Annotated in this window: 25 protein-coding genes; 17 read left to right on the top strand and 8 right to left on the bottom strand. The window is 44.4% G+C overall.

Annotated features, from left to right (window positions below; all coding sequences use genetic code 11):
- Positions 1-3: 3 nt before the first annotated feature.
- A complete protein-coding gene (locus B3014_RS06755) occupies positions 4-1,002 on the top strand; it encodes a phosphonate dehydrogenase (RefSeq protein ID WP_289243534.1) in 999 nt (332 codons plus the stop codon).
- Between the two features lie 2 nt (positions 1,003-1,004).
- Complete coding sequence (locus tag B3014_RS06750) at positions 1,005-1,871, top strand: LysR family transcriptional regulator (protein ID WP_289243533.1); 867 nt, start codon at positions 1,005-1,007, stop codon at positions 1,869-1,871.
- A gap of 43 nt (positions 1,872-1,914) precedes the next feature.
- Here the strand turns inward: B3014_RS06750 and B3014_RS06745 are convergent, their stop codons facing one another.
- Both B3014_RS06745 and bfr read right to left on the bottom strand, forming a co-directional pair.
- On the bottom strand, positions 1,915-2,244 hold the full coding sequence (locus B3014_RS06745; RefSeq protein ID WP_289243532.1) for a DUF1820 family protein: 330 nt from the start codon (positions 2,242-2,244) through the stop codon (positions 1,915-1,917).
- 605 nt (positions 2,245-2,849) lie between these two features.
- Positions 2,850-3,332 carry a bacterioferritin gene (gene bfr / locus B3014_RS06740; protein WP_289243531.1) on the bottom strand — a complete coding sequence of 161 codons (483 nt, stop codon included), beginning with the start codon at positions 3,330-3,332 and terminating at the stop codon, positions 2,850-2,852.
- Positions 3,333-3,501: 169 nt separating this feature from the next.
- Here bfr and B3014_RS06735 point away from each other — a divergent pair, with 169 nt between their 5' ends.
- The 4 genes from B3014_RS06735 to B3014_RS06720 all read left to right on the top strand — a co-directional run bounded on the left by B3014_RS06735 (position 3,502) and on the right by B3014_RS06720 (position 7,000).
- Positions 3,502-4,839, top strand: a complete 1,338-nt coding sequence (locus tag B3014_RS06735) for a ferredoxin reductase family protein (protein WP_289243530.1) — start codon at positions 3,502-3,504, stop codon at positions 4,837-4,839.
- Positions 4,840-4,922: 83 nt separating this feature from the next.
- On the top strand, positions 4,923-5,876 hold the full coding sequence (corA, locus tag B3014_RS06730; RefSeq protein WP_289243529.1) for a magnesium/cobalt transporter CorA: 954 nt from the start codon (positions 4,923-4,925) through the stop codon (positions 5,874-5,876).
- A gap of 186 nt (positions 5,877-6,062) precedes the next feature.
- Positions 6,063-6,740 carry a sensor domain-containing diguanylate cyclase gene (locus tag B3014_RS06725; protein WP_289243528.1) on the top strand — a complete coding sequence of 226 codons (678 nt, stop codon included), beginning with the start codon at positions 6,063-6,065 and terminating at the stop codon, positions 6,738-6,740.
- 14 nt (positions 6,741-6,754) lie between these two features.
- Positions 6,755-7,000 (top strand): diguanylate cyclase domain-containing protein, encoded by a 246-nt coding sequence (locus tag B3014_RS06720; RefSeq protein ID WP_289243527.1) that lies wholly within the window; start codon positions 6,755-6,757, stop codon positions 6,998-7,000.
- A 99-nt stretch (positions 7,001-7,099) separates the two neighbouring features.
- On the opposite strand, the gene katG is transcribed toward B3014_RS06720, so the two are convergent.
- Both katG and B3014_RS06710 read right to left on the bottom strand, forming a co-directional pair.
- Complete coding sequence (gene katG / locus B3014_RS06715; protein ID WP_289243526.1) at positions 7,100-9,316, bottom strand: catalase/peroxidase HPI; 2,217 nt, start codon at positions 9,314-9,316, stop codon at positions 7,100-7,102.
- A gap of 94 nt (positions 9,317-9,410) precedes the next feature.
- Positions 9,411-10,316, bottom strand: a complete 906-nt coding sequence (locus B3014_RS06710) for a hydrogen peroxide-inducible genes activator (protein ID WP_286306041.1) — start codon at positions 10,314-10,316, stop codon at positions 9,411-9,413.
- A gap of 79 nt (positions 10,317-10,395) precedes the next feature.
- Between B3014_RS06710 and B3014_RS06705 the strand changes: the two genes are divergently transcribed.
- From B3014_RS06705 to B3014_RS06675, 7 genes are all read left to right on the top strand, one after another.
- Complete coding sequence (locus B3014_RS06705) at positions 10,396-11,430, top strand: hypothetical protein (RefSeq protein ID WP_289243525.1); 1,035 nt, start codon at positions 10,396-10,398, stop codon at positions 11,428-11,430.
- Between the two features lie 16 nt (positions 11,431-11,446).
- Entirely contained in the window at positions 11,447-11,809 is a 363-nt protein-coding gene (locus B3014_RS06700; protein ID WP_289243524.1) for a glutaredoxin family protein, read from the top strand.
- A gap of 55 nt (positions 11,810-11,864) precedes the next feature.
- Positions 11,865-12,509 (top strand): hypothetical protein, encoded by a 645-nt coding sequence (locus B3014_RS06695; RefSeq protein WP_289243523.1) that lies wholly within the window; start codon positions 11,865-11,867, stop codon positions 12,507-12,509.
- Positions 12,510-12,651: 142 nt separating this feature from the next.
- Positions 12,652-14,742, top strand: coding sequence for a TonB-dependent siderophore receptor (locus tag B3014_RS06690; protein ID WP_289243522.1), 2,091 nt, complete (start codon positions 12,652-12,654; stop codon positions 14,740-14,742).
- A gap of 112 nt (positions 14,743-14,854) precedes the next feature.
- Positions 14,855-15,193: a zinc ribbon domain-containing protein YjdM gene (locus tag B3014_RS06685; protein ID WP_289243521.1), complete on the top strand. Its 339-nt coding sequence runs from the start codon at positions 14,855-14,857 to the stop codon at positions 15,191-15,193.
- A gap of 146 nt (positions 15,194-15,339) precedes the next feature.
- Positions 15,340-15,765: a hypothetical protein gene (locus tag B3014_RS06680; protein WP_289243520.1), complete on the top strand. Its 426-nt coding sequence runs from the start codon at positions 15,340-15,342 to the stop codon at positions 15,763-15,765.
- Positions 15,762-16,568, top strand: a complete 807-nt coding sequence (locus B3014_RS06675; RefSeq protein WP_289243519.1) for a DODA-type extradiol aromatic ring-opening family dioxygenase — start codon at positions 15,762-15,764, stop codon at positions 16,566-16,568. Before B3014_RS06680 ends, B3014_RS06675 begins: the two co-directional genes overlap by 4 nt.
- A gap of 29 nt (positions 16,569-16,597) precedes the next feature.
- Here B3014_RS06675 and B3014_RS06670 read toward each other — a convergent pair whose 3' ends face one another.
- Positions 16,598-17,767, bottom strand: a complete 1,170-nt coding sequence (locus tag B3014_RS06670) for an MFS transporter (RefSeq protein WP_289243518.1) — start codon at positions 17,765-17,767, stop codon at positions 16,598-16,600.
- A 100-nt stretch (positions 17,768-17,867) separates the two neighbouring features.
- Between B3014_RS06670 and B3014_RS06665 the strand changes: the two genes are divergently transcribed.
- On the top strand, positions 17,868-18,731 hold the full coding sequence (locus B3014_RS06665; protein ID WP_289243517.1) for a LysR family transcriptional regulator: 864 nt from the start codon (positions 17,868-17,870) through the stop codon (positions 18,729-18,731).
- Between the two features lie 284 nt (positions 18,732-19,015).
- A complete protein-coding gene (locus B3014_RS06660; protein ID WP_289243516.1) occupies positions 19,016-19,936 on the top strand; it encodes a DUF808 domain-containing protein in 921 nt (306 codons plus the stop codon).
- A 38-nt stretch (positions 19,937-19,974) separates the two neighbouring features.
- Here the strand turns inward: B3014_RS06660 and gdhA are convergent, their stop codons facing one another.
- Positions 19,975-21,300 carry an NADP-specific glutamate dehydrogenase gene (gdhA, locus tag B3014_RS06655; protein WP_289243515.1) on the bottom strand — a complete coding sequence of 442 codons (1,326 nt, stop codon included), beginning with the start codon at positions 21,298-21,300 and terminating at the stop codon, positions 19,975-19,977.
- A gap of 198 nt (positions 21,301-21,498) precedes the next feature.
- Between gdhA and B3014_RS06650 the strand changes: the two genes are divergently transcribed.
- The gene (locus B3014_RS06650) at positions 21,499-22,086 is read left to right on the top strand and encodes a hypothetical protein (protein ID WP_289243514.1); all 588 of its coding nucleotides are present in this window, start codon (positions 21,499-21,501) and stop codon (positions 22,084-22,086) included.
- A 34-nt stretch (positions 22,087-22,120) separates the two neighbouring features.
- On the opposite strand, the gene B3014_RS06645 is transcribed toward B3014_RS06650, so the two are convergent.
- Positions 22,121-23,500 (bottom strand): DegQ family serine endoprotease, encoded by a 1,380-nt coding sequence (locus tag B3014_RS06645; RefSeq protein ID WP_289243513.1) that lies wholly within the window; start codon positions 23,498-23,500, stop codon positions 22,121-22,123.
- 16 nt (positions 23,501-23,516) lie between these two features.
- Positions 23,517-24,407 (bottom strand): DnaJ C-terminal domain-containing protein, encoded by an 891-nt coding sequence (locus B3014_RS06640; protein ID WP_289243512.1) that lies wholly within the window; start codon positions 24,405-24,407, stop codon positions 23,517-23,519.
- 161 nt (positions 24,408-24,568) lie between these two features.
- Here B3014_RS06640 and B3014_RS06635 point away from each other — a divergent pair, with 161 nt between their 5' ends.
- Positions 24,569-26,617, top strand: coding sequence for a TonB-dependent receptor (locus B3014_RS06635; protein ID WP_289243511.1), 2,049 nt, complete (start codon positions 24,569-24,571; stop codon positions 26,615-26,617).
- Positions 26,618-26,675: the final 58 nt, after the last annotated feature.

Genomic DNA, 26,675 nt, shown 5'->3' with positions numbered 1-26,675 from the left:
ATAATGAAACCACGCGTTGTGATCACACATAAAGTGCACCGAGAAACACTGAATTATCTTTCTGAGCATTGTGATGTTATTAGTAATCAGTCTGAGGCTTCTCTAAGCCAAGATGAGTTAATGAACCGAGTCTCCCAAGCAGACGGGATGATGGCTTTCATGCCAGACAAGGTAGACGAGTCATTTTTACGTGCTTGCCCAAATCTCAGAGTAATAGGCGCCGCACTAAAGGGCTATGACAACTTTGATGTAAAGGCCTGCCAGGACTCCGGGGTTTGGTTTACGGTGGTGCCGGATTTATTAACGGTACCGACGGCTGAACTGACCATCGCATTAATGACGGGGCTAATGCGTAATGTTCTAGCTGCTGACAGTTATGTTCGCAGCGGTCAGTTTTCGGGATGGCGTCCGACGTTTTACGGGATGGGAATCGCAGGTTCAACGGTGGGTATTATTGGTATGGGCGCTATTGGTAAAGCGATTACTGAAAGGCTGGCTGGTTGGGGCGCTGAGCTTCTTTACACGGATCAATCCAGACTCTCTGAAGATTATGAAACAGCCTTGGGCCTTGCCTTCGTTGAGCTTGAGGATTTGTTGAAACGTTCTGATGTCGTCATTCTGGCACTGGCCCTGAATGACGAGACATATCATCTAATAAGTAATGAACAGTTGAGCGTAATGAAGCAGGGGGCTTATGTGATTAACCCTTGTCGTGGTTCAGTTATTTCTGAACAGGCTGTGCTGGAAATGCTTAAATCGGGCCACCTTGGTGGTTATGCAGCTGATGTGTTTGAAATGGAAGACTGGGCTATTACTGAGCGGCCCAAACATATTGATCCGCAGTTGCTGGCTCAGCCTAATACATTATTCACCGCCCATATCGGTTCGGCCGTGAAAAGAGTAAGGCAAGAGATTGAGCTACGTGCAGCTGAAAATATTATTCAGGTATTGAGTGGGGAGCAACCTCAGGATGCAATCAATCTTATCGAGAAAAAGCCTTAACTATGTTAAACCCACAATGGCTTAAAACACTGAAAGTAGTGATTTCTGAGCAAGGTTTTCAGGCCGCTGCTGAAAGACTGTCAATTTCACAACCTACAGTTTCATTGCATGTTTCAAAACTGGAGCAACAACTGGGTGTGGCCCTTATTAAAAGGAACAGAAGTGCTTGCTATCCGACACAGTCTGCAAAGCGCCTTTTACCTTTTATTGATTCGATTTTAAAGTTAAATCAACAAGCGGTGGAAGCTATCAAAACGGACTCTATCAGAGTGGGGTCAAGTTCAAATATCGGCATATATATGTTACAGCCCTATGTGCGAAGTTATCTGGATAAGCCGGATTCGGCACAAATTAAACTAATGATTGATGACAACCCGACGATCGTTAATAAAATGGCAAATTTTGAGTTGGATGTTGCTGTGGTGGAGTGGTGGCAACCTATAGCTGGTTTTGTCGCCAAATTATGGCGCGTTGAACCACTGGTAATGATTACGTCACCCAAACATCCTATGGCAGAACTGGATGATATCAGCCTTGATCAACTGCAATATATCGACTTGATTGGTGGAGAAAAAGGCACCGGCACGGGAAGGATCTTGAGTGAAAAGTTCAACGGTAAACTAAAAGTACCAGGCGTTTCTATGCAGCTGGGCAGTACGGAAGCGGTTAAACAAGCTGTAAAAGAAAATCTCGGTGTGTCGTTGGTGTCTGCTTCCACCATTATCGATGAAGTAGGCAGGGGAACACTCGCTGCTGTGCCAATAGCAGGTGGCACGCTTAATAAGACGCTTCTTATTGTCCAAAGAGAAGAAACAGTGGCTGATGCGTCCTATCAGTCATTTATTCAGCATATAGGTGAATACCGCTAAGCGTTTACAAAAATGCGGTTGCTAAAATGTAATGAAGCCGGACTTAATTATCTTTAGTAGGTGTATAAATTGGGCTGGGGAAAGTCGCTATTTTGCCATCAAATTCGGTGATCTTGGCTAAACCTTTCTTGGTCACCGAATCAATTCTTAATACCGCATGCATCGGAATGTAGGTACGAGTCACATCAGCAAATTCGTCTTTGAGTTTTTCGTGACTGGGGTCTAATACCACTGAGGTGTGGGTGTCCCAGACAAAATCACCAATTTCGATAAAACCAAACAAGCCACCCTGGCTGAGTTCGCGGGCGTAAAGTTCGTAACGTTGGCCGGCTTGGATAAATTCAACACGGTATAAGAGTTCTTGTTTGCTCATGGGGTCTTTGTTTCGCTTTGTGGCTGCTATTTACGGATGTTAGTGGAACTGCTCGTTGCAGTCGGTTTAGGATTAAATGGGGGTGGAGGTGTCGTTTTCAAGCATTTGCTTGGGGCTAGGGGTGAAATCCTATAGATGATTTACTTTTTCACATCAGGCGCTGCCGCTGGGGCGTTCATTTTTTGCTTGGCCAAAAAACGAACCAAAAAAGGCCAGCCCAAGCTTGCCCTGCGGGTTCCCTGTGCTTCTCAATCAATTTGGAACACAATGAAAACTCGCTACGCTCAGACACTCATTGTGTTTTATCGCAAATTAATTTGCGATGCTCGGCAGCGCAAAGGGCGGTTAAACTCTTTCTGCAAAAGGTTATTTTCAAATCCCCCGTTTGTGCTGACGAGTAGCGGAGTTTTATCTGGATCATGATTGGTCAGTGTCTGACCGAAGGGAGTTTTGACTAATCACCAGATAAAGCGAGCAACGCAGTGGAGCCGCAGGCCAGCACGGTGGGGTGCCCTAGGGTTGTTAGGGAAATGGGCAAACATTTCCCTAACTCACCATCAAGGCGAAATTGACGAGCTTGGAGAGCGTATCCAGCCTAACGAGAACTACTCCGCTTCGGCCAATGTCATGGCTTGCAGATAATTTTCCAGTCCCATTTTGTCAATCAGGCCAAGCTGTTGTTCTAACCAGTGGGTGTGATCCAGCTCGGTATCTTCCAGCTGTTGTTTGAGCATTTTACGGGTTTCATAGTCTTTTTCGGCTTCGCAAAGAGCAATTCCATCACGCAGGTTTTTGACGACGGCGTATTCCAAGTCGAGGTCATTTTGTAGCATCTCTTTGACGGTGTGACCAACATGAAGTGGTTCGCGGTGTGTCAGGTCGGGCATGCCTTCCAGAAACAAAATGCGTTTGATCATTTGGTCGGCGTGTTCGGTTTCGTCCTGCATTTCGTGAGCGATGCGATTATAGAGGCGAGTCAGTCCCCAGTCTTCATACATACGTGAGTGAATGAAGTATTGATCCATAGCGGTCAGTTCGCCTGCGAGTAATGTATTGAGAAGTTCAATAACTTTTGGGCTGCCTTTCATATGCTGATCCTGTTTTGTATGTGCTAAAAACACGCTGTTTTTGATGTGCGTTTGTTGTCATTGTAATCAAACTAGTCAGACCATGCAGATCTGATTATGACGTTAACGTTGCCTTAACTTTTGTTGGGTTAAATTAGCCGTAAGAATTCCATCACTTCATCAGAGACTCATGAAAAAGATTAAATATGCCTTTCTCACAGCACTGTTATTGCCCACTGCGTTGTGGTTGATGGCCGATAATTTATGGCCAGCTCCGTTTACTTACTTTTCGTTTAGGGCTGTATTTGTTCAATACAGTGGTGTCATCGCCATAGCCGTAATGAGTATCGCGATGTTGTTGGCATTGAGACCAAAGATTGTTGAGCCTTTTTTTCATGGTCTGGACAAGATGTACCGTTTGCATAAATGGCTGGGTATCAGTGCGCTGGTATTTGCGGTATCACATTGGTGGTTTGCAAAAGGCACGAAATGGATGGTGGGCTGGGGTTGGCTAGTTAAACCTGAGCGTGGCCCCAGAGGCGCGCAGCCAGAGTTAGGTTTCTGGGAAGGCTTATTTCGTTCACAGCGTGGCTTAGCTGAGACTATTGGTGAGTGGGCTTTTTATGTTGCTGCTTTGTTGATTGTGCTGGCTTTAATTAAACGTTTTCCTTATCGCTTATTTGCTAAGACGCATAATTTATTAGCGATTACTTATCTGCTATTTGTTTTTCATGCAGTGATATTACTGCGATTCGAATATTGGTCTCAGCCTATAGGTTGGTTGATGGCCGTATTACTCCTAGGTGGGACTATCTCTGCAGTCTTGGTGTTGATGGGGCGAGTTGGTGCTAAGCGTAAAATAAGGGGCCATATTACTGAGCTGGAATATCACTCGGATATGCGAGTGATGGAAGTAACGGTAAAAATGGATAAAGGCTGGCCTGGGCATAATGCCGGACAGTTTGCTTTTGCGATGTCAGATAAAAAAGAAGGTGCTCATCCCTACACTATCGCTTCAGCCTGGAATCCGGACACGCGTTTGATTCGTTTTGTGATTAAAGAGCTGGGTGATCATACGGCACGATTAAAGCAACGTTTGTCAGTGAGTATGCCGGTCATGATGGAAGGACCCTATGGTGAGTTTAACTTTACGGATGATAAGCCAAGACAGATCTGGATTGGTGCGGGAATCGGCGTCACGCCATTTATTGCTCGCATGAAACGTTTAGCGGATGAGAGGGATGGTAAAATCATCGACTTTTTTCATCCCACGTCACAGATTAATGATGTCGTCAGACAAAAGTTATCCGCTGATGTAGAAGCCTCAAACGTCACGCTACACTTAATGGTGGATGATGAAGATGGCCACCTCGATGCAGAACGAATTCGTGCAGCTGTTCCAGACTGGCAAGAGGCCAGTATCTGGTTTTGTGGGCCATCAGCCTTTGGTGAAGCCTTACGCAAGGACTTCATTCAGCATGGATTACACCCTGATCAGTTTCATCAGGAGTTATTTAAACTGCGATAGATGGATTAGTCATCGGCATGAAGCATTCGTTACGATACAATGCCAAGCTCACCCGCCAGTTACACTAGCAAAGAGGAGTTCGCATGCTTCGTCTGTACAAAATCGCAAAAGGTCTAATCAAAGAAATTCCGGTTGAGGGAGAGATTTCTGCCGCGCAATTGCGAGAGGCTGATTGGATTGATGCGCTTGAACCAGATGATGACGAACGGGCGTTACTGGGTACCTTGTTTAGTGATGAAGTGCCTGATGTGGATGATGTCGAAGAAATCGAAGCGTCAGCACGCTGTTTTACGGATCAGGACGGTTTGCATGTGCATTCATTATTTCTGGGGTATTCAGAAGGGCGACATCACACGGTTTCTGTTGCCTTCATCCTGCAAGAAGATCGCTTGGTGGCGATTCGAGATGGTGAGCTGAGTGACTTCCGTTTGCTGCGTATGCGTGCCCGCCGTGGGCAAATCAGCTGCAAAACACCACGTGAGTTACTCATCACCTTGATGGAACAAAAGGTCGAAAACCATGCGGATAATCTGGAAGATATCCATCGTGAACTGGAACGAGTCAGCCATTTAGTTTTGGAAGATGAAGCGGCTGATTTGGAAGATTGCATCAGCCAGTTGGCCAGGCTGGAAGACAGTAACGGAAAGATTCGTCTGTGTTTGATGGATACGCAGCGTGATATTTCCTTTCTGCTCAGAAATCTACGTGAGGCGACTGAGTCACGTGAAACTTTATATGAGATCCTGCGAGATCTGGAAACGTTGATGTCTCACACCACCTTCCTGTTCGATAAAATCAACTTCCTGATGGACTCGACACAGGGCTTTATCAATATTCAACAAGCCCAGATCATTAAAACCTTCTCGATTGCCGCCGTCGTGTTTTTACCACCCACATTGGTGGCGAGTATTTACGGTATGAACTTCCACGTCATGCCAGAGCTGGATTGGGAATTCGGCTACCCTATGGCAATCGGTTTAATGGTAGCTGCCGGTATGGCGCCTTATTTCTACTTTAAACGCAAAGGTTGGTTGTAATTGAATCCAAGCTGAGCAGCCAATTATGACTATCTCTATAGCGTGTTGTTGGTTGAGATAATCTAGGTTAATTACTCAGCCCAGTTAATAGGTTATGGTCTAGCTGTTTAACGCATTCACCATTATCTTGTGACGTTCACTGCCACAATGATGATGTCTATCAGTTCCACATCCTAGGGCAGCGACTTGATTGATTCTTACGATTTTCTTAAGGAAATCCTTAACTCACTTACCGAACATATTGTCGTCATTAATAACCAGGGCGAGATTGTTTTTGTCAACCAAAGTTGGTGTACTTTCGCCAGCGATAATGAATCGACGATAGAAGACTGGTGTGGCATTAATTACATCAAGGAGTGTGAAAAAGCTGCCAGTATGGGGGATGAAATCGGTGAGGCTGTTGGAGTCGGTATTAAAGACGTTATCGCTGATAGACAACACTCCTTTTATTACGAATATCCCTGTCACAGTCCTGAAGAACAGCGTTGGTTTATGATGAGAGTCTTGCCGCTTGATGTGAAAGTGGGGGCTCACTTCATAGTAAGTCACCAGAATATCACTGAACGTAAGGTGGCTGAGGAGCGTGTACGAGAGCTGTCCCGTATTGATGGATTAACGCAAATTGCCAATAGACGCCATTTTGATGTCTTTCTCAAACGAGAGTGGCGACGCTGTCATCGTCTGACATTGCCTTTTTCCATGGCTGTTTTGGATATTGATCACTTTAAACTTTTAAATGATACGTATGTACATCAGGTGGGGGATGAAGCCTTAGTTCAAGTCGCTCGCGTATTGAAGAATTTTGTAAAAAGACCCAGTGATTTGTGTGCTCGTTATGGTGGTGAAGAGTTTGCTTTGCTTTGATTTGGGGTGGGTTGGTGGCTTTAGAAGCAGAAGCTATGGCGAACGAGCTACTTGAGCGAGTGGAAAAGCTTGCTATCCCCAATAAAAACGCACCGACAAAACCCATATTAACTTGCAGTATTGGTGTGGTGACTGTCTATCCTGAGTCCAATGATGAAATGTGGATATTCGGTGAAGCAGATGACTTGCTGTATCAAGCGAAAGAGCAAGGCCGGAATCGTGTTATAGGAGTTGACGTTACTATGAATAAGGCTAAATGAACTTGTATGGCGAGCATTCGACCTAACTCTAAGTTTGTAGAGTATTAAATAAAGAGACCTGACAGGTAGCACTACCTGCCAGGTCATAAAGATTGCTCTCTAACGTTGTGCTAGGTCGAAACGATCTAGTGTCATTACCTTGACCCAGGCTGCAACAAAGTCATCCACGAATTTTTGTTCGTTGCCATTCGCCGCATAGACTTCGGCAATTGCTCTGAGCTCAGCGTTTGAGCCGAATGCTAGGTCAACAGGTGTTGCAGTCCATTTCTGCTGACCAGAGTCACGATCGACTCCTTTATAGAGACCTGCTTCATCAGCTTTGACCCACTTAGTCGACATGTCCAGTAAATTCACAAAAAAGTCATTGCTTAGCGTGCCGGCCTTGTCAGTAAAAACACCATGTGAAATACCGTTGGTGTTGGCATCAAGTGCACGCATGCCTCCCACTAAAACGGTCATTTCTGGTACAGACAAACTGAGATAGTTAGCCCGTTCAACCAGCATTTCAGTGGGTGAACGACTATTATCAGAGCTGAAATAGTTCCGGAAACCATCCGCTGTCGGTTCAAGTACGTTGAATGATGCGATATCAGTTTGTTCCTGAAGGGCATCCACGCGTCCTGGTTTGAACGGCACATCGATTTTATAACCTGCATTCTGTGCGGCTTTTTCTAGTCCTGCCGCTCCAGCGAGCACAATAACGTCAGCAAGTGACACTTTTCTTTCAGCTGAGTTGGTATTGAAATTCTGCTGAATGCCTTCCAGCACAGTCAGTACCTCCGCTAGCTCTTCCGGACTGTTGGCTGGCCAATCTTTTTGTGGCGCTAGCCGAACACGAGCACCGTTAGCGCCACCACGCATGTCCGTACCACGGAAGCTGGCAGCGGAAGCCCAAGCGGTTCTGATCAGCTTAGGAACACTGATACCTGAGTCGAGGACTTGTGCTTTGATTTGGTCTATATCCTTATCGTTAATCAAAGGATGATTAAGTTCAGGTAGTGGGTCTTGCCAAATCAGTTTTTCATGTGGGACGTCTGCACCTAGATAACGGGCATAAGGACCCATGTCTCTATGGGTCAACTTGAACCAAGCTTTAGCAAAAGCCAAATCAAACTCTTCGGGATTGGCCAAGAAGCGTTCGGAAATTTCACGATATTTGGGATCTTTCTTCAGCGCGATATCCGTCGTGAACATAATAGGAGCATGACGTTTCCCAGAGATATGGGCATCAGGGACGAATTTCACTTCATCGGCGTTTTTAGGAATCCACTGAGTGGCACCGGCTGGGCTTTTTGTTGTCACCCAATCCATATTTAACAGGTTCTGCAGATAGTTAATGCTCCAGGCCGTCGGAGTAATCGTCCATGCGCCCTCCAAGCCGCTAGTGACAGTATCTGCGCCTTTACCTGTGCCACATTTGTTAATCCAACCCATGCCTTGCTGTTCAACCTCTGCTGTGGCGGGTTCTGCACCGACACATTCTTCCGGATTGTGTGCTCCGTGGGCTTTACCAAAAGTATGACCACCAGCAATCAAGGCAACGGTTTCTTCATCATTCATCGCCATACGACCGAAAGTGGTGCGGATATCATCAGCCGCTGAAATGGGATCGTGATTACCTCCTGGACCTTCTGGATTAACGTAAATCAGACCCATCTGTACGGCTGCAAGAGGTTTTTCTAGTTGTCTGTCACCATGATAACGTTTGGCATCGGATAGCCATTCTTTTTCCTCACCCCAATTAACCATTTCAGGCTCCCAGTCGTCTTCACGACCGCCAGCGAAACCAAATGTTTTGAAGCCCATAGATTCAAGCGCGACGTTGCCTGTCAGTACCATCAGATCCGCCCAAGAAATCTTGTTACCGTATTTCTGTTTGATAGGCCAGAGCAGACGGCGTGCCTTATCAAGGTTAACGTTGTCTGGCCAGCTGTTCAGTGGTTCAAACCGTTGTTGACCACCAGAAGCACCGCCTCGACCATCAAAGATTCGGTATACACCAGCACTGTGCCAAGCCATACGAATGAAGAATGGACCGTAATTACCATAATCAGCAGGCCACCAATCCTGTGAGGTTGTCAGCACTTTTCTAATGTCTGTTTTAACTGATTCTAGATCAAGAGAGTTAAAGGCCTTTGCATAGTTAAAATTTTCACCCATAGGGTTAGATTTTTCTGCATGTTGTCGGAGTGGCATCAAATTCAGTTGATCTGGCCACCAGAATGACGGTGTTTTAGGTTCACCAGCTGAAAATGCGCTGGTGCTGGATAGAGCAATCGCGATGGCGGTTGCTAAAGGTAGTGTTTTTTTCAGCATAATATTCTCCCTCCTGTTGTTTTTGTGGAGTGAGAATGAGTATCAATTGCTGATAATGATTAGTAAATTTGAATAATTCAAAGATAATGTTCAGTTATTTTGAATGATGTCTGTCAAGTACGGATTTAGACATGTCTATCAATTTTTCGATGCTGCTTAGACGAGTAAAATTGGGTCGCATGACAAAGGCTAATTGACGATGTGGACCGGGTTCATCTAGGTGCATAATGGCGAGATCCGGATAGTGTGATTTGAGTTGGTCAATCGCCATTTCTGGAACCAAAGTCGTGCCCATATTATTGGACACCAGTTGTAAAAGTGTATTGAGGCTGTTGGTGCGGAAACTTTGATTCACCGATTTAGATGAAACATGACAGGTATTGAGAATATGGTCTTTCAGACAGTGGCCATCCTCTAATAGCAAGAGCTGATTGAGGTTAAGCTTGTCACTAGTGATTTCTGTGAGTTGGGCATTAGATTCATTTTTGCGGTTAACCAAGAAAAAGTCTTCATCCCAAAAAGGCATCTCTAACAGACCTTCACAGGGAAACGGTAAGGCTAACAATGCGGTATCGAGCTCGCCTTGTTTTACTTTTTCTACCAGGATGTGTGATTGGTTCTCAAGAATATTAATTTGTGCCAGTGGGTAATGCTGCTTAATCAGCAATAGCAGCTTAGGTAAAATATAAGGTGTAATAGTAGGTATCACACCAATATTCAGCGGGTAGCTGAACAGGCTTTTTTGTGTTTGGGCAAAGTTCTGCAAATCTTCTGCTTGCAACATGATCGAGCGTGCTTGAAGTAACACTCTTTTGCCGATAGGGGTGATCAATACCTTTTTATTGTCACGCTCAAAAATTTGTAGTCCCAGTCGTTGTTCAAGTTCATGTAGTGCTGTACTCAATGCTGACGGACTGATATTGCATTGCTCCGCTGCCTTTTTAAAATGTAAGGTTTCCTCTACAGTGAGTGCATAGCGTAATTGTTTTAGAGATATCATCTTTATATTCAACATATTCAACAAAACTGGAAGGTAATGAATACGATAGCGATTTTTGGGTAACAAGCGAAGAGCTTAATTGTTAGACTTGCTACTCAATGAACAATCTGAGGTACGAATGTATACCGAGAATGATTTAGAGCAGGCCATAGAAAAAGGCATTTTTACCGCATCAGCTGTAGAGCAATTTCGGCAAGACAGGTTGCAAAGACGCAATACTCACTTCGCCGATGAAGAAGACTTCAAGCTAGTATCCAGTTTTAACGATATCTTTGTGTTGATGGCTTGCGCTTTGTTGCTGTTATCCACGGCTTGGGTGTTGCAAGCGATAAGTCCACCTCTAGCTGCGTTGGTTGTCGCTGTGTTGTCGTGGGGATTAGCTGAGTTTTTCGTATTGAAGCGAAAAATGGCCTTGCCCGGGATTTTCTTACTAGTCAGCTTTGTAGGCGGTATATTTGCTGCCGTTGTTTTAGCGCTGGGTTTGCCATCTGAAAATGGCTTTATGCTGGCGGGCTCGGTCGCAGCTGTTGCAGCATGGTGTCATTGGAAGCGCTTTAAAGTGCCGATCACTGTGGCTGCTGGCACAGCTTCAGCCGTGGTTTTTATCGTGTCACTGCTGGTCTCACTGTTCCCTTCACTAAAAAGTTATTTAAGCTGGTTAATGTTTGGCGGTGGCTTGGTGGTGTTTAGTGTCGCCATGCGTTGGGATGCAGCCGATCTAAAACGTGTGACGGGGAAGTCTGATGTGGCATTTTGGTTACATCTCACTGCAGCACCTTTAATAGTGCACCCCATCTTTTCCACTCTTGGCATATTTGATGGTCAACACAGTAGCTCCACATTGGCTTTGATTATGGGCTTATATGTATTGCTGACCTTAGTGTCGTTAGTGATTGATCGCCGTGCTTTTATGGTATCAGCGTTGATCTATGTGCTGGTGGCCTTAACCAAGTTATTAGATACCTATGGGCTGGCGGGCGACAGCTTTGCCTATGTCGGCGTGTTTATTGGCTTTTCTTTGCTGCTTCTATCAGGATTCTGGCACAAGGTACGCGCTCAGCTCGTGAGGTGTTTGCCTGCAGGCTGGCAAACGAAAGTTCCGGTTATCCAATGAATAATCAGGCTGGAAAATGAAGAAGTTTCTGTTATTTTTAGCAGTGTTTGTGCTGGTGCAGCAGTGGCATACTGTGAAAGACTTCTTTTATCCGCCGAAAGATTATGCTTATTTACCTGCCACCTACGTCACGATGTATTCCACGCAATGGTGTGGTTACTGTGCAAAAATGCGGGCATTTATGGAGCGAAGAAATATCGCTTATGATGATCTGGATATTGAAAAGTCAGCTCAGGCAAAACGTAATTTTGATGCTCTAGGCGGTGGTGGCGTACCTTTCTTAGTCGTCAATAAACACGTGGTGCGTGGCTACAATCCGAATCTTGTACTACACCATCTGGATGCTATCGAGGTGGAGTCGAGCCCTGTTCAGCACTAATGTTCTGGCATTGAGATTGCTACGTTATCATTGCACTTCAGGATGAGGACATAAGATGACGATTTCCAGCCAATCAGCACGTGACCTAACGGCAAATATTACCGCCCTGTCAGACAAATCGGTGGCTTTAATGCACCAACGCAGCATGTCTGATGAAGCTGTGACAACTTTTCAGAATATCTTACAAAAAGTACAAGAAATTCATGATCCCAAAGCCGCATTGAGGAGCTTGTCTGCTGAAGAGCTTGATGTGGTCAGACAAGCTCATAGCTTGGCTGAGTCCATTAATATTTCGGTGTTATCTGACGAAGGCGCAGCTAATCTATTGAATGCTCCAGGTCATACCAAGGATTTAAATAATGACGGCCTAACCACAATTGGTGAGGGTAATATGCTTACTTTCCCTCCGGACAATGCACCCGCTTCATTTAAAGCAGCTTGGGAAGAAGCCTCTGATGGGCTATCAACTATGGACATTCCAACTCACATGATCTTTGCCGTAGGGTTAGCAAATATTGGGCGTGAACCAGGTGACCCTAATTGGGTTAACCCTTATGCCAGCCCCGACTATGATTATGGTGCGGCGGTTTCAGAGATTATCGAAAGTGTGGAGTATCAATACAACCACAATATGATGTCTTTTGAGCAGTATCAGAAAAATATGAGTTTTTATAACACCTTAACTGAGGCGTTGGCTTAGGAATATGAAGGTTGGATGATTTAACAGCGTTTACTCGCCTTTTTTAACGTCGTCATTCCTGAGTTTTGTTTTGACATAAAACGCTAATTTCCGTAAATTATTACAAATAATAATCATTGTTATTTAGTTTACGGGGCATAAAATGAATCAAGCAAATAGTCAGGCTATTCGGCCAGGCTCATCTCTCCTATTGTTAAGCAGTCTGATTTTGGCAAGCTTGCCTGTTCATGCAGATGACAGCGTGGATCTTCCGCGAGTGGAAGTGACATCTAATCAATATAAAGAAAGTAATGGTTATATTGATCTGGAAAAGGAACCACAAGTGGGGAAAATGAGTGTCTCAGCAGAAAACACGCCTTTTTCTATTGCCACCATTTCAGATGACTTTATGGAAGATCTTGGGGCAAATTCCATACAAGATGCATTGGGCTATACCTCTGGTATTTATGTGGGGGGGAGTTTCGATACGCGTATTGATTCAGCAAAAGTTCGTGGCTTAGATCCTTCATCCTATGTTGATGGCTTACGGTATAACTATGGTTACTACAATACGGTGCGTATCCACCCTTATGCTCTTGAAAATATAGAAGTATTAAAAGGACCATCAGCAACACTGTATGGTCAAGGTGACTTGGGCGGTATTGTGAATATGAACTCAAAGATGCCTAAAGCTGAGCAGCAAGGCGAAGTTTGGGCTCAATATGGTTCGCATAATCGTAAACAATTGGGTGTTGATGTCACTGGCCCAGTGGATGAGGATGGTCAACTTCTGTATCGATTCGTAGGGATTACCCGCGATAGTGACACACAGGTTGATCACGTGAATGACGATAGCTTTTTGATTATGCCTTCTCTGACCTGGCGGATCAGTGACGATACAAATTTATCGGTGTTATTTACCAGACAGAAAACAGATAGTGTGGTGTCTACTCAGTTTTTACCTTCTGTCGGTACTTTATACGATGGCCCATTAGGTCATATCGATACTGATACCTTTGTTGGTGAGCCGGGATGGGACCGATACGATACCGAGATGACATCATTCACCACGATGTTTGACCATCGCTTTAATGATAGCTGGACATTTTCTGCGGTTGCTCGTTATTTAGAATCACAAAGCTGGACGCGCGAACATTGGGTTGATATTCCATCTATACCAGCCGCTGATGGCACGGTAAATCGTACTATTTACACCGTCGATAAAGAAGTACGAGCACTTAATTTTGATGCCAGATTGGAAGGTATGTTTGATGTAGGTATGACTAATCATACCTTCGTAGTTGGTGTTGATCGTCAAGAGGCTACCTACGAAGAAGATAACTACTTTTACGGTACTGGCTTAGGCGGCACCATTAATGTCTATAATCCTCAATACGGTAACTTACAAAGTGGTGTTATTTCATACTCAAACCCCGATGATAATCGTATTGAACAAACAGGGGTTTATGTCGCCGACTCAATGGAAATTGGTCCCGTAGTTATCTCTGCTGCATTACGTCATGATTGGGCAAAAAATATCTCTCTCGCCGAAACTGGTCCAGATACAGAAAGTAATGAGAAAGTGAATACTGGGCGGATTGGATTAATGTACCGTTTTGATAATGGTATTTCACCATATGCCAGTTACACCGAAGCCTTTGTCATGAACTTGGGCACAGATGGGGCTGGTGGCACACTAGAGCCAACGACAGGTGTGCAACGTGAGTACGGTGTCAAATATTTATCTGATGATCGTAGTTTAGCTATCACAGCAGCTTACTTTGATATTACCCAACAAAATCGTGTAGAGCAGGGTTCAACACCGGGGGGCGTTTCGCAAACGGGTGCTACAGTTGATGGTTGGGAAGTTCAGGCCAATAAACGCTGGGATAATTTCGAAACGCAGTTAGCCTACACGCAGCTCCACGCTGATGACGCGAACGGTAAACGTCTTGGCTCTGTAGCAGAACGGAATGCTTCGTGGTGGAATAAATTCTACATTGGCACTAATTGGCGTTTAGGTGCCGGTGTTCGCTATCTGGGTAGTAGAACTGGCTCAGGTGGCGCACCCTATATTCCATCGGAGATTTTGGTCGACGCAATGCTGGGGTACACATATCAAAACTGGGACTTTACAGTTAATGCCCAGAATGTGACTGACGAAGTCTATACAGCATGGTGTCGAGGGGCTGGACAAGATTGTGGTTATGCACAGCGTCGTAATATTACAGGTAATGTTCGTTACCACTTCTAATCAGTATTTCTTAGAATTAAAAAGGCTCCGAGAGGGGCCTTTTTTATGCAGATAAAACAGGTTTTAACACTTATATCGGTTAGAATAACCCTTTTGTTTATCTGGAAATATTATGAGTGATTTGCCGAATTGCCCTGCCTGTGGTTCTGAATATACCTATCAGGATCAAGATATTTTTGTCTGTCCTGAGTGTGCGCATGAGTGGCAGGAAGGTGAGAATAGTACAGCGGCTGATGAAGATGTTATTCGTGATTCAAACGGTAATGTCTTGGAGGATGGTGACACGGTTACGGTGATTAAAGATCTGAAAGTAAAAGGATCTTCGGCTGTGGTGAAGGTAGGTACCAAAGTCAAAAATATCCGTTTGGTCGGTGGTGATCACGATATCGATTGTAAAATTGATGGTATTGGCGCCATGAAACTCAAATCTGAGTTTGTTAAAAAAGCCTGATACTTTTCATAGCCTGCCATGTATAGATCTCATTAGCTCGCTCTTATTTAAGGGCATATTATTGCTATGTCAGCAGATGTGTTGCTGTTGAGATGGAAGTCATGTTTACCGTTTATATGTTCAGCATCGTGAGTTTGAAGTAGCAAATGAAAACACAAGTGAGCGGTTGGGCAGTAGTTCAAGAAGAGCCTTCAGGCTGTGGTATCGCTGCCTGTGCTAATTTAGCCCAGATAAGCTATGCCGAAGCCAAACAGCTAGCCAATTCATTGGGTATCTTTGCCGAGGATAAAACGCTTTGGTCCGAGACTTGCCATGTCAGGCAGTTACTCTCTGCATTGCATATCTCAGTCAGTGATAAGCAAACGACTTTTGTGTCATGGGACAGATTGCCTGATAGAGCGCTTATCGCTCTAAAGTGGCATAGGGAGCAAGGAAAGCCATTCTGGCATTGGGCGGTGTTTATGCGTGATGACGATAATGCTGTGGTCATTGATTCTGCCAGACGATTGAAATCACCTATCAGAACAGACTTTGGCCGAATGAAGCCAAAGTGGTTTATCGAGGTGAAATGATGGCAGATATCGTATTCATTTCGCATGGAGGTGGGCCTTTACCGCTATTAGGTGACCCTTCACATCAAGAGTTAGTTGAGACACTGACTACCCTCTCAACAAAGATAAAAAAACCAAAAGCGATTATTGTGATCAGTGCGCACTGGGAAGCAAATCATGTCCGCATCACACATCAAAAACAGCCTGGTTTGCTCTATGACTATTATGGTTTTCCTGAGGCTTCTTATACGTTTAAATACTCTTGTGATGGCGCACCTGAGTTAGCTGAACAGATAGTGAAAAAACTTAATGCCACCAATATAGCTGCGGAGCTTGAGGAAGAGCGGGGGCTGGATCATGGGGTGTTTGTGCCGCTAACCATTATGTATCCAGATGCAGATATTCCCTGTATTCAGCTTTCTTTAGTCAATGGGTTGGATCCTGAGCTTCATCTAAAGATCGGAGAAGTACTGACAGACACTCTGGCTGAAGATGTGCTTATTATTGGTTCGGGTTTTTCATTTCATAATATGCGCGCTTTTTTTAGCAAAGACGATCCGACTCATGCACAAATGAATCAGTCTTTTGAAGACTGGCTGGTTGAGACGTGCTCAAGTGCTAATATCAGCGAGCAAGATAGGAAGACGCGTTTGCAACACTGGGATGAAGCGCCTTACGCACGCTATTGTCACCCCAGAGAAGAACATCTGTTACCCCTTCATGTTTGTTATGGTGCTGCTGGGCGAGCTTGTGATGCTGTGTATTCTCTATCTATATTAAATAAACAGGCCAGTATGTACCTATGGTCTACACCTGGATATTGAGCCTCAATTGTGAGTGAGTGTTTACACTTTTAATACTTTTTTGATCTGAACCCAAAAAAGCAGGCGATGATAGCAATACTACAGGCGCCGATAACAACTCCATGCCAAGCATAATGTTGGTAAAGCAAAACTGAGAACCAGGACCCAAATGCACCACCGATAAAATAACAGGTCATATAGGCTGAAGTGAGTCTGTTGCGGATGTCAGGGTGTAAAGAATAAATTTTATTTTGATTGCTGACATGCACTAACTGTACAGCCAAATCCAACAGTAATACGCCAACTAGAAGCGCAATAAGTGAACTTGGCGCCTCAAAGAGCAGTAGCCAGCTAAACAGTAATACTGATAAACCTAAACGAGTACCAAGATCGCCTTTTCCGGCATCGGCTAATTTACCAGCCCATGACGCAGCAAATACACCTGCCACACCAACAAGACCAAACAAGCCGATAGTAGCGTCGCTATATTCATAGGGAGGCTCGGCTAATAGGAAGGCGAGGGGCGTCCAAAACATACTAAACAAGGCAAATGACAACATCCCCAAAATAGATCGATAACGAAGTATTGGTTCTTTGATAAACAGGCCCATAACAGAGCCTAATATCTGCTTGTAGCTCATATCGTTATTGTTATGGTAAGTCGGTAAATAACGAGCCAAAGCCAATGTTGTAATGAACATAGCAACAGCAGCAAACCAATAAATGAATCGCCAGCTACCCAAGCTGGATAAACCGCCCGCCACAACACGAGCCAACAATATGCCCAGCAAAAGTCCGCCCATGATTGTGCCAATGACTTTGCCTCGTTGCTGTTCTGAGGCCAGTGTGGCGCCCAGTGGCAATAATACTTGCGCGACAACAGAGCTAAGGCCTGTGATGGCTGTGCCGAGTAATAACCATGGCAAACTTCCAGCAAAGCCACTTATTAACAAACCAACGGTTGCGAATAGGCTCATGACAACAATAAGTTGACGGCGCTCTAGCCTGTCTGCCAACGGCACTAAAAACAACAAGCCTATGCCGTAACTCAGTTGAGCTGTGGTGACGATATTGCCGGCTAGGGAGTGACTTAGCCTGAATTCATTGGCTATTGTGTCGAGTAATGGTTGGGCGTAGTAATTACTTGCTACGGCAATGCCGGTGGCGGTTGCCATCAATAAAACTAAGCCTTGCGTTAATACGGTTTGTTGTTTTGTCATAAGGCATTTCAGAGAGTGAATTAGCCATACTATGCGATGTAAGTATTAATGATTCAAATGCATTGTTATCATTGGAGCTATCTTTAAATGAGATAGATCAATGAATCTAAGACAAATTGAATATGTCGTAGCTGTAGCCGAAGAATCAAGTTTTACCCTGGCAGCTAGACGCTGCCACACCGTTCAGTCGGCATTAAGTCATCAGATTGCAAAGCTAGAAGAGGAGTTAGGCGTATCCCTTTTTGAACGTACTTCAAGAAAGGTCTCTCTAACGCTGGCGGGACAATCGTTTGTGGAGCAGGCTAAACATACCTTAGATTCAGTGCAAAAAATTTACACTGACGTGACAGCAACAACGGGAATTGTTGCTGGCCGCCTTAATGTCGGCATGATTTCAGCAATGACTATAGTCAATATCGTAGATGTCTTTGCAGAGTTTCACCAAAATTATCCAGAGGTTGATATTGGTTTAAAAACAGCAGGTAGTGAAGTATTAATTACCGATGTGACAAACCATCGTCTCGATATAGCTTTGATTGGCTTATGGGTCGATGAATCCATATCTGGGGTGGAATATACTCAACTGGCTGAAGAGCCTCTGGTCGCCGTGCTTCCATGCGAACATCACTTGGCAAAGAATCAGCTGTTGTCATTACATCAACTTGCCTCTGAGCCGATGGTTAACTACCCAAAAGAAAGTAGTGCTCGAAGACAGACTGATGAAGCCTTTGCAAGTCAGGGGCTGGTATCTAAAGTAAAGTTTGTGGTTGACCACATCAGTTTAATTGAGCAATTAGTTGCGTCTGGTCTGGCTTATGCCATCGTTCCGAAGCCTTTGTCTGAACAATTCTCAGATGCTGTGGCTATACCAATAAAAGAAGCCCCAAAGCGTGCTTTGTATATGATTTGGTCATCTAGACCCAGTCCAGCAGCAAAAGCATTTATGTCATTTATCCAGACTTAACAAAATTACTGGAAAGCGAAGAGGTCGTTTGGATCGCGAAATAACCCGAATAAACTCACTATTAAATTGTTAGCGAAGACTTTTGGTGATCTTTGGCTCGTTCTCTTAACCGCTCTGATTTCTGTACTAATGTATTTGCTCGAGCCATTCTTAGCTTTATTTATATAAACGAGATATAGACTTCATCCACAATAAAATCCTGACGTTTTTGTCTGATAAAAGTCAGGTAGACAGCAGGAAAGTAAACAAATACGCTACCTGCAAATCATATAGGAATAAAAACTATGGCAAGTGTTGGTTTATTAGCTCTGGTCGATGATATTGCATCATTACTTGATGATGTATCAGTGATGACAAAGGTGGCGGCAAAAAAAACGGCGGGCGTATTAGGTGATGATCTTGCACTTAATGCACAACAAGTAACAGGTGTTGATCCCAAAAGAGAGTTACCTGTCGTATGGGCGGTAGCGAAAGGTTCATTTCTTAATAAGCTGATTCTTGTTCCTTTGGCTTTGATCATCAGTGCTGTTTTTCCGATTGGTGTGACGATTTTATTGATGCTTGGTGGTTTATTTCTTTGTTACGAAGGCATGGAAAAGCTGGCTCATAAATGGTTACCGCATGAAGAAAGTGATGACGAGCATAAGAAAAAACTGGCCGCAGCAACGGCAGATGAAAATATTGATATCAAAGCTTATGAACGTAAAAAGATAAAAGGGGCGATCAGAACAGATTTTATTCTTTCCGCAGAGATTATTGTGATCGCGCTTGGTGTGGCTCAGGGTGAAAGTCTACTGACGCAAGCCATCGTGGTGTCTTTAATAGCCATTGTGATGACCTCAGGCGTTTATGGCCTGGTAGCGGGTATTGTGAAATTCGATGATGCCGGTTTGGCTTTAGTCAAAGCTGGACAGGGCGATAGCCGCTTTGATGGTTTCCAGCGTAAGCTGGGTCAGGTCATTTTATTTCTCGCGCCCAAGTTGATGAAGTTTCTATCGGTGGTGGGCATGATCGCCATGTTTTTAGTCGGTGGCGGTATTCTGGTGCATGGACTCCCTTTTTTACATCATCTATTAGAGGGTTTGAATGCATCAATGGGTGCAGTCATGACCGTTATGATGCCTGTGTTATTTAATGGTGGTGTTGGCCTGATTGCGGGTGTGATGGTGTTATCCATTGTGACTGGCATGAAGAAATTGTTTTAAAAAGATGGGCCAGCCCCAATTCAGGCTGGCCCGTTTTTCTATATCAGACCAAAGGCTAACATGGCATTTGCCACACGTCTGAAGCCGGCAATATTGGCACCCAGTACATAATTGTGTGGTTCACCAAACTCTTCAGCGGTTTGGCAACAAGCTTTATGGATGTGGTTCATGATTTCATGCAGACGATCTTCACTGTATTCATAACTACTGCTGTGAGTGGCATTGAGCTGCATTTCTAAGGCGGATGAAGCCACACCCCCCGCATTGGCGGCTTTGCCTGGAGCAAAAGCGACATTATTCGTCTGAAAGACTTTAATCGCTTCTGGTGTACTGGGCATATTGGCACCTTCACAGACAGCAATACAACCGTTGTTGACTAAGCTTTGTGCGTCTTCTTCTTCCAATTCATTTTGGGTCGCGCAGGGGAATGCAATGTCACACGGAATATCCCAGATATTGCCATTTTCAATATATTTGGCGTCAGGATGAATATCGAGGTAAGTGTAGATTCGCTGTCTTTCTACTTCCTTAATGCGAATAATGGCATCAACATCAATACCTTGTTCATGCACGATGACACCACCAGAATCTGAGCAGGCAATGACTTTTGCACCAGAAGCCCGCAGTTTTTCCATAGCATAAGTCGCCACATTACCTGAGCCCGAAACCAAGGCAACTTTGTCCTTCAATTCCTCATCATGAACAGCTCTGAGCATATCTTCACAGAAAAAGACGGCACCATAGCCGGTGGCTTTTTTACGAATTAATGTGCCACCCCAGCTTGGACTTTTGCCAGTGATTACGCCAGCTTCATAACGTTGTGTAATACGCTTGTATTGACCAAACAGATAACCAATTTCTCTACTACCAACACCAATATCACCAGCAGGTACGTCGGTAGACTCACCAATATGACGATAAAGGCTAGTCATAAAGCTCTGACAAAAACGCATGATCTCACGATCAGATTTACCTTTGGGGTCAAAGTCTGCTCCGCCTTTGCCACTGCCAATAGGCAGGCCTGTTAACGCATTTTTGAAAGTTTGTTCAAAGGCGAGAAATTTGATTGTGCCAAGCGTGACACTGGGGTGAAAACGCAAGCCACCCTTGTATGGACCTAATGAACTATTAAAACCAACGCGGAAACCTCTGTTGATATGGAGTTCGCCATTATCATCTTCCCAGGGCACACGAAATATCACTTGTCGCTCTGGCTCACATAAGCGCTCGATAATTTTTTCTTGGTGATACTCAGGGTGACGTTCTAACACCGGTGTTAATGTTTCCAAAACCTCATAAAGGGCTTGATGAAATTCTGGTTCACCCGGGTTACGACTGATAATTTGCTGATAAATAGATTCCATTGTTCTCGGCTTATATCCTGTTGTTGAGTAAATGAAGACAGACAAATAGTGAGTGCTTCTGCTACTGACACTCAATATACGGGTGAGTTTTCTGCTTTAGCAAATTACGCTGGCATGTAAATTTGTCCGTTTCGATTGACAACACATAATGAAAAGCATTTGATCATAGTTAATCACGACGCAAATGGACCTTTTATAATGAGAAAATCGTATGTTTTGATCTGGGTGTTGGGGTGGTGTTTACATTCACCTGTTGCGGCTGCCTATGACTGTTATCAACCTTCTCCTACAGCCGAGTCTTTGGAAGAGGAGTATCGTAATAATGATAAAAGCCTTGTCATAGATAAAAATGAAGAAGCGCTCCAGTTTCTCAAACAACTGAAAGGACAATGGACAGGCACTGGCGAGGAAATTTCCTGTAAAGGTTCGGATAACAATCCACTAAAACTACATAAACAAATGCAAGTCGAAGCTGATGTTGAAGAAAGCAGTATTGTGTTGTTTAAAGCACGTTTAGAAAAAGTGTTTCCGGCAGAGCGTGTCAGTCGTTCGGAGACCTTAGGTCTGATTAATATCGAAAGTTTGTATGGACTGAGTGCAAGCGGTCGACATATTGAGGCGAATCAACGTGAGTTTGCTTCGAATGGTCCTAATGCTGGTGTTCGTTATTTAGAGTATATGATTACCATTGATGCGCCTAATGATGATGAGCTCTATGTGGAATGGTCATTGTTTACTAACGGTGTCTACGTTTTTACTCAGAAGCTTAATCTCACCAGAAATTAAAAAAAGAGCCTGAATAGTCAGGCTCTTTTTTGACTTATTTAAGTAACAAGAACATCGCACGGCGGCCGCGAACAATATTAAATAATAATTCCTTCGCATTGCTTACCATTGGCTTGAACTGCTCTAGTGCATTGACTGGCTGACGGTTGACCGAGGTGATAATGTCATCGGGTCTTAGGCCTGCTTTCCAGGCGGGGCTGCCACGCTTGACTGAATACACCACCACGCCTTCAATCTGACCGTAATAGGGCGAGTCCTGCTCAATATCACCAAAGGTGGCACCAGAAAGCTTAGGATGCACTAACCCATCAGATGCTGTCTTACGCGTTTGTTTTACTGTTGCTTTAATGGTTTTGGCTTTGCCATTGCGAATAATATCGAGCTTCACAGTTTGACCAACAACCATCAAACCAATGGTATTTCTTAGGCTATCCGCATTCAGCAATGGCGTGTCATCGACTGCTGTGATCACATCACCGACTTTCAAGCCGGCATCCGCGGCAGCTGAATCAGGAATCACATGACTCACAACGGCGCCTTGTTGACGCTCAATATTAAAGGCTTGTGCTAATTCAGGCGTAATATCCTGCATTTGAACACCTAAGTAAGCACGCTGCACTTCACCATGTTCTAAGAGCTGATCGGTAATTTGTTTAACGAGGTTACTGGGAATAGCAAAGCCGATACCGATATTGCCAGATGAAGCACCACCTGGTGAAAAAATAGCGGTATTGATACCCACCAGTTCGCCACGCAGGTTAACTAATGCACCACCTGAGTTACCAGGGTTAATGGAGGCATCTGTTTGGATAAAGTTCTCATAGCCTTCAATGCCGAGGCCACTTCTTCCCAAAGCACTAACAATACCTGAGGTGACTGTTTGTCCCAAACCGAATGGGTTACCGATGGCGACAACAAAATCACCAACGCGCAGTGAGTCGGAGTCTGCCAAAGGAAGAGCAGATAAGTTGTCATCTGGAATTTTAATGAGTGCCACATCGGTGGCAGGATCGCTACCAACAATCTCAGCCTGGAAAGTCCTGCCATCATTAAGTGAGACCGTCACTTCATCGGCGCCGCGTATGACGTGGTTATTAGTAATGACTAAGCCTTCTTTGGCATCAATAATGACGCCTGACCCCAGACTTTGACGTTGTCTGACCCTTGGCTGCTCGGGCACATTAAAAAAGTGCCTGAAAAAAGGGTCATTCATGAAAGGGTTATCTTGAACTCTGACTTCACTCTTTGTCGCTATGTTGACCACGGCAGGTTTGCTGCGATCTAGCATTGGCGCCAATGTGGGCATTTCATCTTTATCAGAAAACCAGTTAAGTGGAAGAGCAGCTGATGCGACTTGAGCAATCAAAACAAAAGCGGCTAACCAGACAATGGATGATTTAAAGCTGAACTTCACAATGCCTCCTGATACTTTATTCCAATGACTCACGCGGGTTAAATGCCATTTCTTCTGCCATTTGTTGATAGAGTTTTTTCGCTTTATCAGAGTCTGCAGGCGGCACTATTATCTGCAAGACCACAAATTCATCGCCAGGTTCTTTGCCTGGTAATCCACGACCTTTTAGTCGCATTTTTTGACCACTGCGTGCACCTGCAGGAATGGTCAGATTAATTTTGCCAGCGAGTGTGGGCACAGTAACTTTTGCACCTAATGCCGCTTCCCATGGTGCAATAGGTAAGTCGAGATACACATCTTTTTCTTCCAGACGGAAGTAACGATGTGGTGCCACATTCACTTCGAGATATAAATCACCCGACTTACCGCCACCGCCAGATTTTCCCTGACCGGACAAACGAATTTTTTTACCAGAGGCAATACCGGCTGGTATTTTTACGTTAATGGTGCCGGACTGACTGGCGCCAGCAGGACGACGAATAGTCTTGGTGGCACCGTTGAATGCATCTTCCAGTGAGATGGTAATTTTGGCGTTAACATCTTCACCACGGGCGAAGAAATTATCACCCATGCCGCCGCCCATACCTCCCATGCCGCCAAACATGTTTTCAAAGAAGCTGCTAAAGTTACCGCCACCAAAACCAGCATGATCATCCCAGCCAGGTGGTGGGTTAAAGGATTGACCATGACGATAATTACTACCAAACTGGTCGTATTGAGCTCGTTTTTGTTCGTCACGTAAGACTTCGTAGGCTTCACCTACTTCCTTAAATTTGTCTTCGGCATTGGCTTCTTTACTGACGTCAGGGTGATATTTTCTGGCCAGTTTTCGATAGGCTTTTTTTATCTCGTCCTGAGAAGCATCACGGGCGACGCCCAAAATTTTGTAATAGTCTTTGTATTCCATAAATGGATTCATTACCTGAAATTGATCTTGATCATGTAATTGGGGATTTCAATGTCTGTTTTCAATGGGTTTAGGGATTTTTCTGATGAATTAAAACAGCCTGTATGGGAAAATTTTCCCCAATCACGGATTAATGAATATTTAAAAGAGAGAATTGGATTATGTTTTCAAAAAAACAACTCACATTAATGGTGGCGGCCGCAGCGACCACAATGTGGCAACCCGCTTTTGCTGAAGAAACCAGTGATAGTGAAGTGTCACTGGGTGGCATGGTGGTAACAGGCACACGTTCAGAAACCCCTTTGCTTGAACAAGCAGGTAACACAGGCAAAGTCTCAGAAGAAGAAATCGATCTTATTCGACCTGACCATGTAACCGAAGTCCTCAATAGAATTAGTGGAGTTAATATTCAGCGCGGTAATGGTCAAGAGCATTTAACGTCGATTCGCTCACCTGTGCTCACGGGTGGTGCTGGTGCAGGCTCATTTCTTTATCTCGAAGATGGTATTCCACTCCGAGCAGCGGGTTTTGCCAATGTAAACGGTCTGTTTGAAGTTAACTATGAGCAGGCAGGTGGTATTGAAGTTGTTCGTGGGCCCGGTAGTGCACTTTATGGTTCAAATGCTGTTCATGGCATGGTCAATGTTTTGAGTCGTGCACCATCCTTAGATCTCGAGCGTGAGATTGATATTTCAGTAGGTCCACATGACCTCTACCAAACAAAAGCTTCCATAAGCAATACAGTGGGCAACCATGGTTATCGTTTAAGTGTGAATGGTACGTCTGATGGTGGTTATGCCAGCGACTCTGGTTATGACCAGCAAAAAGTCAGTTTTCGCCATGACTACTACGGTGAAAAGGATAGCTTCAAAACCTTATTCAGCTATACCAATCTAAATCAAGAAACGGCAGGTTATGTTTATGGGTACGAAATCTATCGGGATGAGAGTGTTTCTCGCACAAACCCTGATCCTGAGGCCTATCGGGATGCGAAATCATACCGTTTATCTACCGAATGGATTCACGAACTAAGTGATTCAGCATCATTCACGCTGACGCCGTATGTACGTCATACCGAAATGGAATTCTTGATGCACTTTTTGCCCGGTCAGGCGACAGAAACCAATGAACATAGTAGCGTAGGTTTATTATCATCATTTACAAAACAGCTAGATGGTGGACATAAAATCATTGTTGGTACTGACTTTGAATACACCGAAGGTGAGCTGACAGAAATTCAGTACAACCCAACTCGATTTTCGTTTCTTCAAGGCACACATTACGACTATGATGTGGATGCCACCGTTATTGCACCGTATGTGCATAGTGAATGGCAGGTACTTGAAAAAACACGTGTGACCGCAGGTGTTCGTTATGAGTACACGAAGTATGATTACACCAACCATACAGATTCATTAACGTTTGGTTCTCGCTATCTAAGACCAGACAGCCGTGACGATACATTCCATAATGTCAGCCCTAAACTCGGGGTTGTTCAACAATTGACCGAAGATACGGCGATGTTTGTGAACTATTCACGTGGTTCTCGTGCACCTCAAACCACGGATTTGTACCGTGCCCAAGTCGGCCCTTCTCAGACTGGACGTGCTGACTCTGAAAAAATCGATAGCATTGAGGTTGGCTTAAGAAAAGTAGGGCAAGGTTTGCAGTATGAGATTGTTGCTTACCAAATGAGAAAACGTGATTACTTCTTCACTGATAGTGATAACGAAAATGTGCCAAATGGAAAAACTAAGCACACAGGTTTAGAGCTAGGCATGTTTTATCCTTTCAATAGCCAGTTTGATATCGCGGCTAATTTAACTTTTGCCAAACATGAATATGACTTTGATAAAGACAGTTCAGGTATTGAAAAGGGCGATTACCTAGTCACAGCACCGAGACAAATGGCTAATGTCCGTTTAGGTTGGAACCCAACAGCAAAAACTCGCACAGAGCTTGAGTGGGTTCATATGGGTGAGTATTACGTGAACGACGGCAATACTGCTAAGTATGATGGACATGATGTCTTCACGCTCAGAGCTTCTCATGAGTTGAATAACAATGTCACCCTATATGGACGCATTCATAACTTATTCGATACCGAATATGCAGAGCGCGCTGATTTTGGTGGCGGTGGTGACGGTGATTACCGTTATTTTGTTGGTGAGAAACGTTACGTTCATGTTGGTGCAAGTTACCGCTTTTAAATAAAGCGAGTTTGTCTCACAAAAAAGGCGCTGATTATCAGCGCCTTTTTTATTTGTG

The sequence above is a fragment of the Methylophaga sp. UBA678 genome, from assembly GCF_002299105.1.
GTDB classification, from domain to species: Bacteria; Pseudomonadota; Gammaproteobacteria; order Nitrosococcales; family Methylophagaceae; genus Methylophaga; species Methylophaga marina.
The sequence above is the reverse complement of the archived record's forward strand: the minus strand, read 5'-3'. Positions and strand labels throughout refer to the sequence as shown.

Excerpts from the sequence above, each read along its gene's own strand:
- B3014_RS06695 (WP_289243523.1), top strand. The coding sequence starts at position 11,865 with ATGACGATTTCCAGCCAATCAGCACGTGACCTAACGGCAAATATTACC.
- B3014_RS06685 (WP_289243521.1), top strand. The coding sequence starts at position 14,855 with ATGAGTGATTTGCCGAATTGCCCTGCCTGTGGTTCTGAATATACCTAT.
- B3014_RS06635 (WP_289243511.1), top strand. The coding sequence starts at position 24,569 with ATGTTTTCAAAAAAACAACTCACATTAATGGTGGCGGCCGCAGCGACC.
- B3014_RS06660 (WP_289243516.1), top strand. The coding sequence starts at position 19,016 with ATGGCAAGTGTTGGTTTATTAGCTCTGGTCGATGATATTGCATCATTA.
- B3014_RS06675 (WP_289243519.1), top strand. The coding sequence starts at position 15,762 with ATGATGGCAGATATCGTATTCATTTCGCATGGAGGTGGGCCTTTACCG.
- B3014_RS06680 (WP_289243520.1), top strand. The coding sequence starts at position 15,340 with ATGAAAACACAAGTGAGCGGTTGGGCAGTAGTTCAAGAAGAGCCTTCA.
- B3014_RS06735 (WP_289243530.1), top strand. The coding sequence starts at position 3,502 with ATGAAAAAGATTAAATATGCCTTTCTCACAGCACTGTTATTGCCCACT.
- B3014_RS06690 (WP_289243522.1), top strand. The coding sequence starts at position 12,652 with ATGAATCAAGCAAATAGTCAGGCTATTCGGCCAGGCTCATCTCTCCTA.
- katG (WP_289243526.1), bottom strand. The coding sequence starts at position 9,316 with ATGCTGAAAAAAACACTACCTTTAGCAACCGCCATCGCGATTGCTCTA.
- B3014_RS06650 (WP_289243514.1), top strand. The coding sequence starts at position 21,499 with ATGAGAAAATCGTATGTTTTGATCTGGGTGTTGGGGTGGTGTTTACAT.
- B3014_RS06750 (WP_289243533.1), top strand. The coding sequence starts at position 1,005 with ATGTTAAACCCACAATGGCTTAAAACACTGAAAGTAGTGATTTCTGAG.
- B3014_RS06710 (WP_286306041.1), bottom strand. The coding sequence starts at position 10,316 with ATGATATCTCTAAAACAATTACGCTATGCACTCACTGTAGAGGAAACC.
- B3014_RS06670 (WP_289243518.1), bottom strand. The coding sequence starts at position 17,767 with ATGACAAAACAACAAACCGTATTAACGCAAGGCTTAGTTTTATTGATG.
- B3014_RS06665 (WP_289243517.1), top strand. The coding sequence starts at position 17,868 with ATGAATCTAAGACAAATTGAATATGTCGTAGCTGTAGCCGAAGAATCA.
- B3014_RS06700 (WP_289243524.1), top strand. The coding sequence starts at position 11,447 with ATGAAGAAGTTTCTGTTATTTTTAGCAGTGTTTGTGCTGGTGCAGCAG.
- corA (WP_289243529.1), top strand. The coding sequence starts at position 4,923 with ATGCTTCGTCTGTACAAAATCGCAAAAGGTCTAATCAAAGAAATTCCG.
- bfr (WP_289243531.1), bottom strand. The coding sequence starts at position 3,332 with ATGAAAGGCAGCCCAAAAGTTATTGAACTTCTCAATACATTACTCGCA.
- gdhA (WP_289243515.1), bottom strand. The coding sequence starts at position 21,300 with ATGGAATCTATTTATCAGCAAATTATCAGTCGTAACCCGGGTGAACCA.
- B3014_RS06745 (WP_289243532.1), bottom strand. The coding sequence starts at position 2,244 with ATGAGCAAACAAGAACTCTTATACCGTGTTGAATTTATCCAAGCCGGC.
- B3014_RS06640 (WP_289243512.1), bottom strand. The coding sequence starts at position 24,407 with ATGGAATACAAAGACTATTACAAAATTTTGGGCGTCGCCCGTGATGCT.
- B3014_RS06755 (WP_289243534.1), top strand. The coding sequence starts at position 4 with ATGAAACCACGCGTTGTGATCACACATAAAGTGCACCGAGAAACACTG.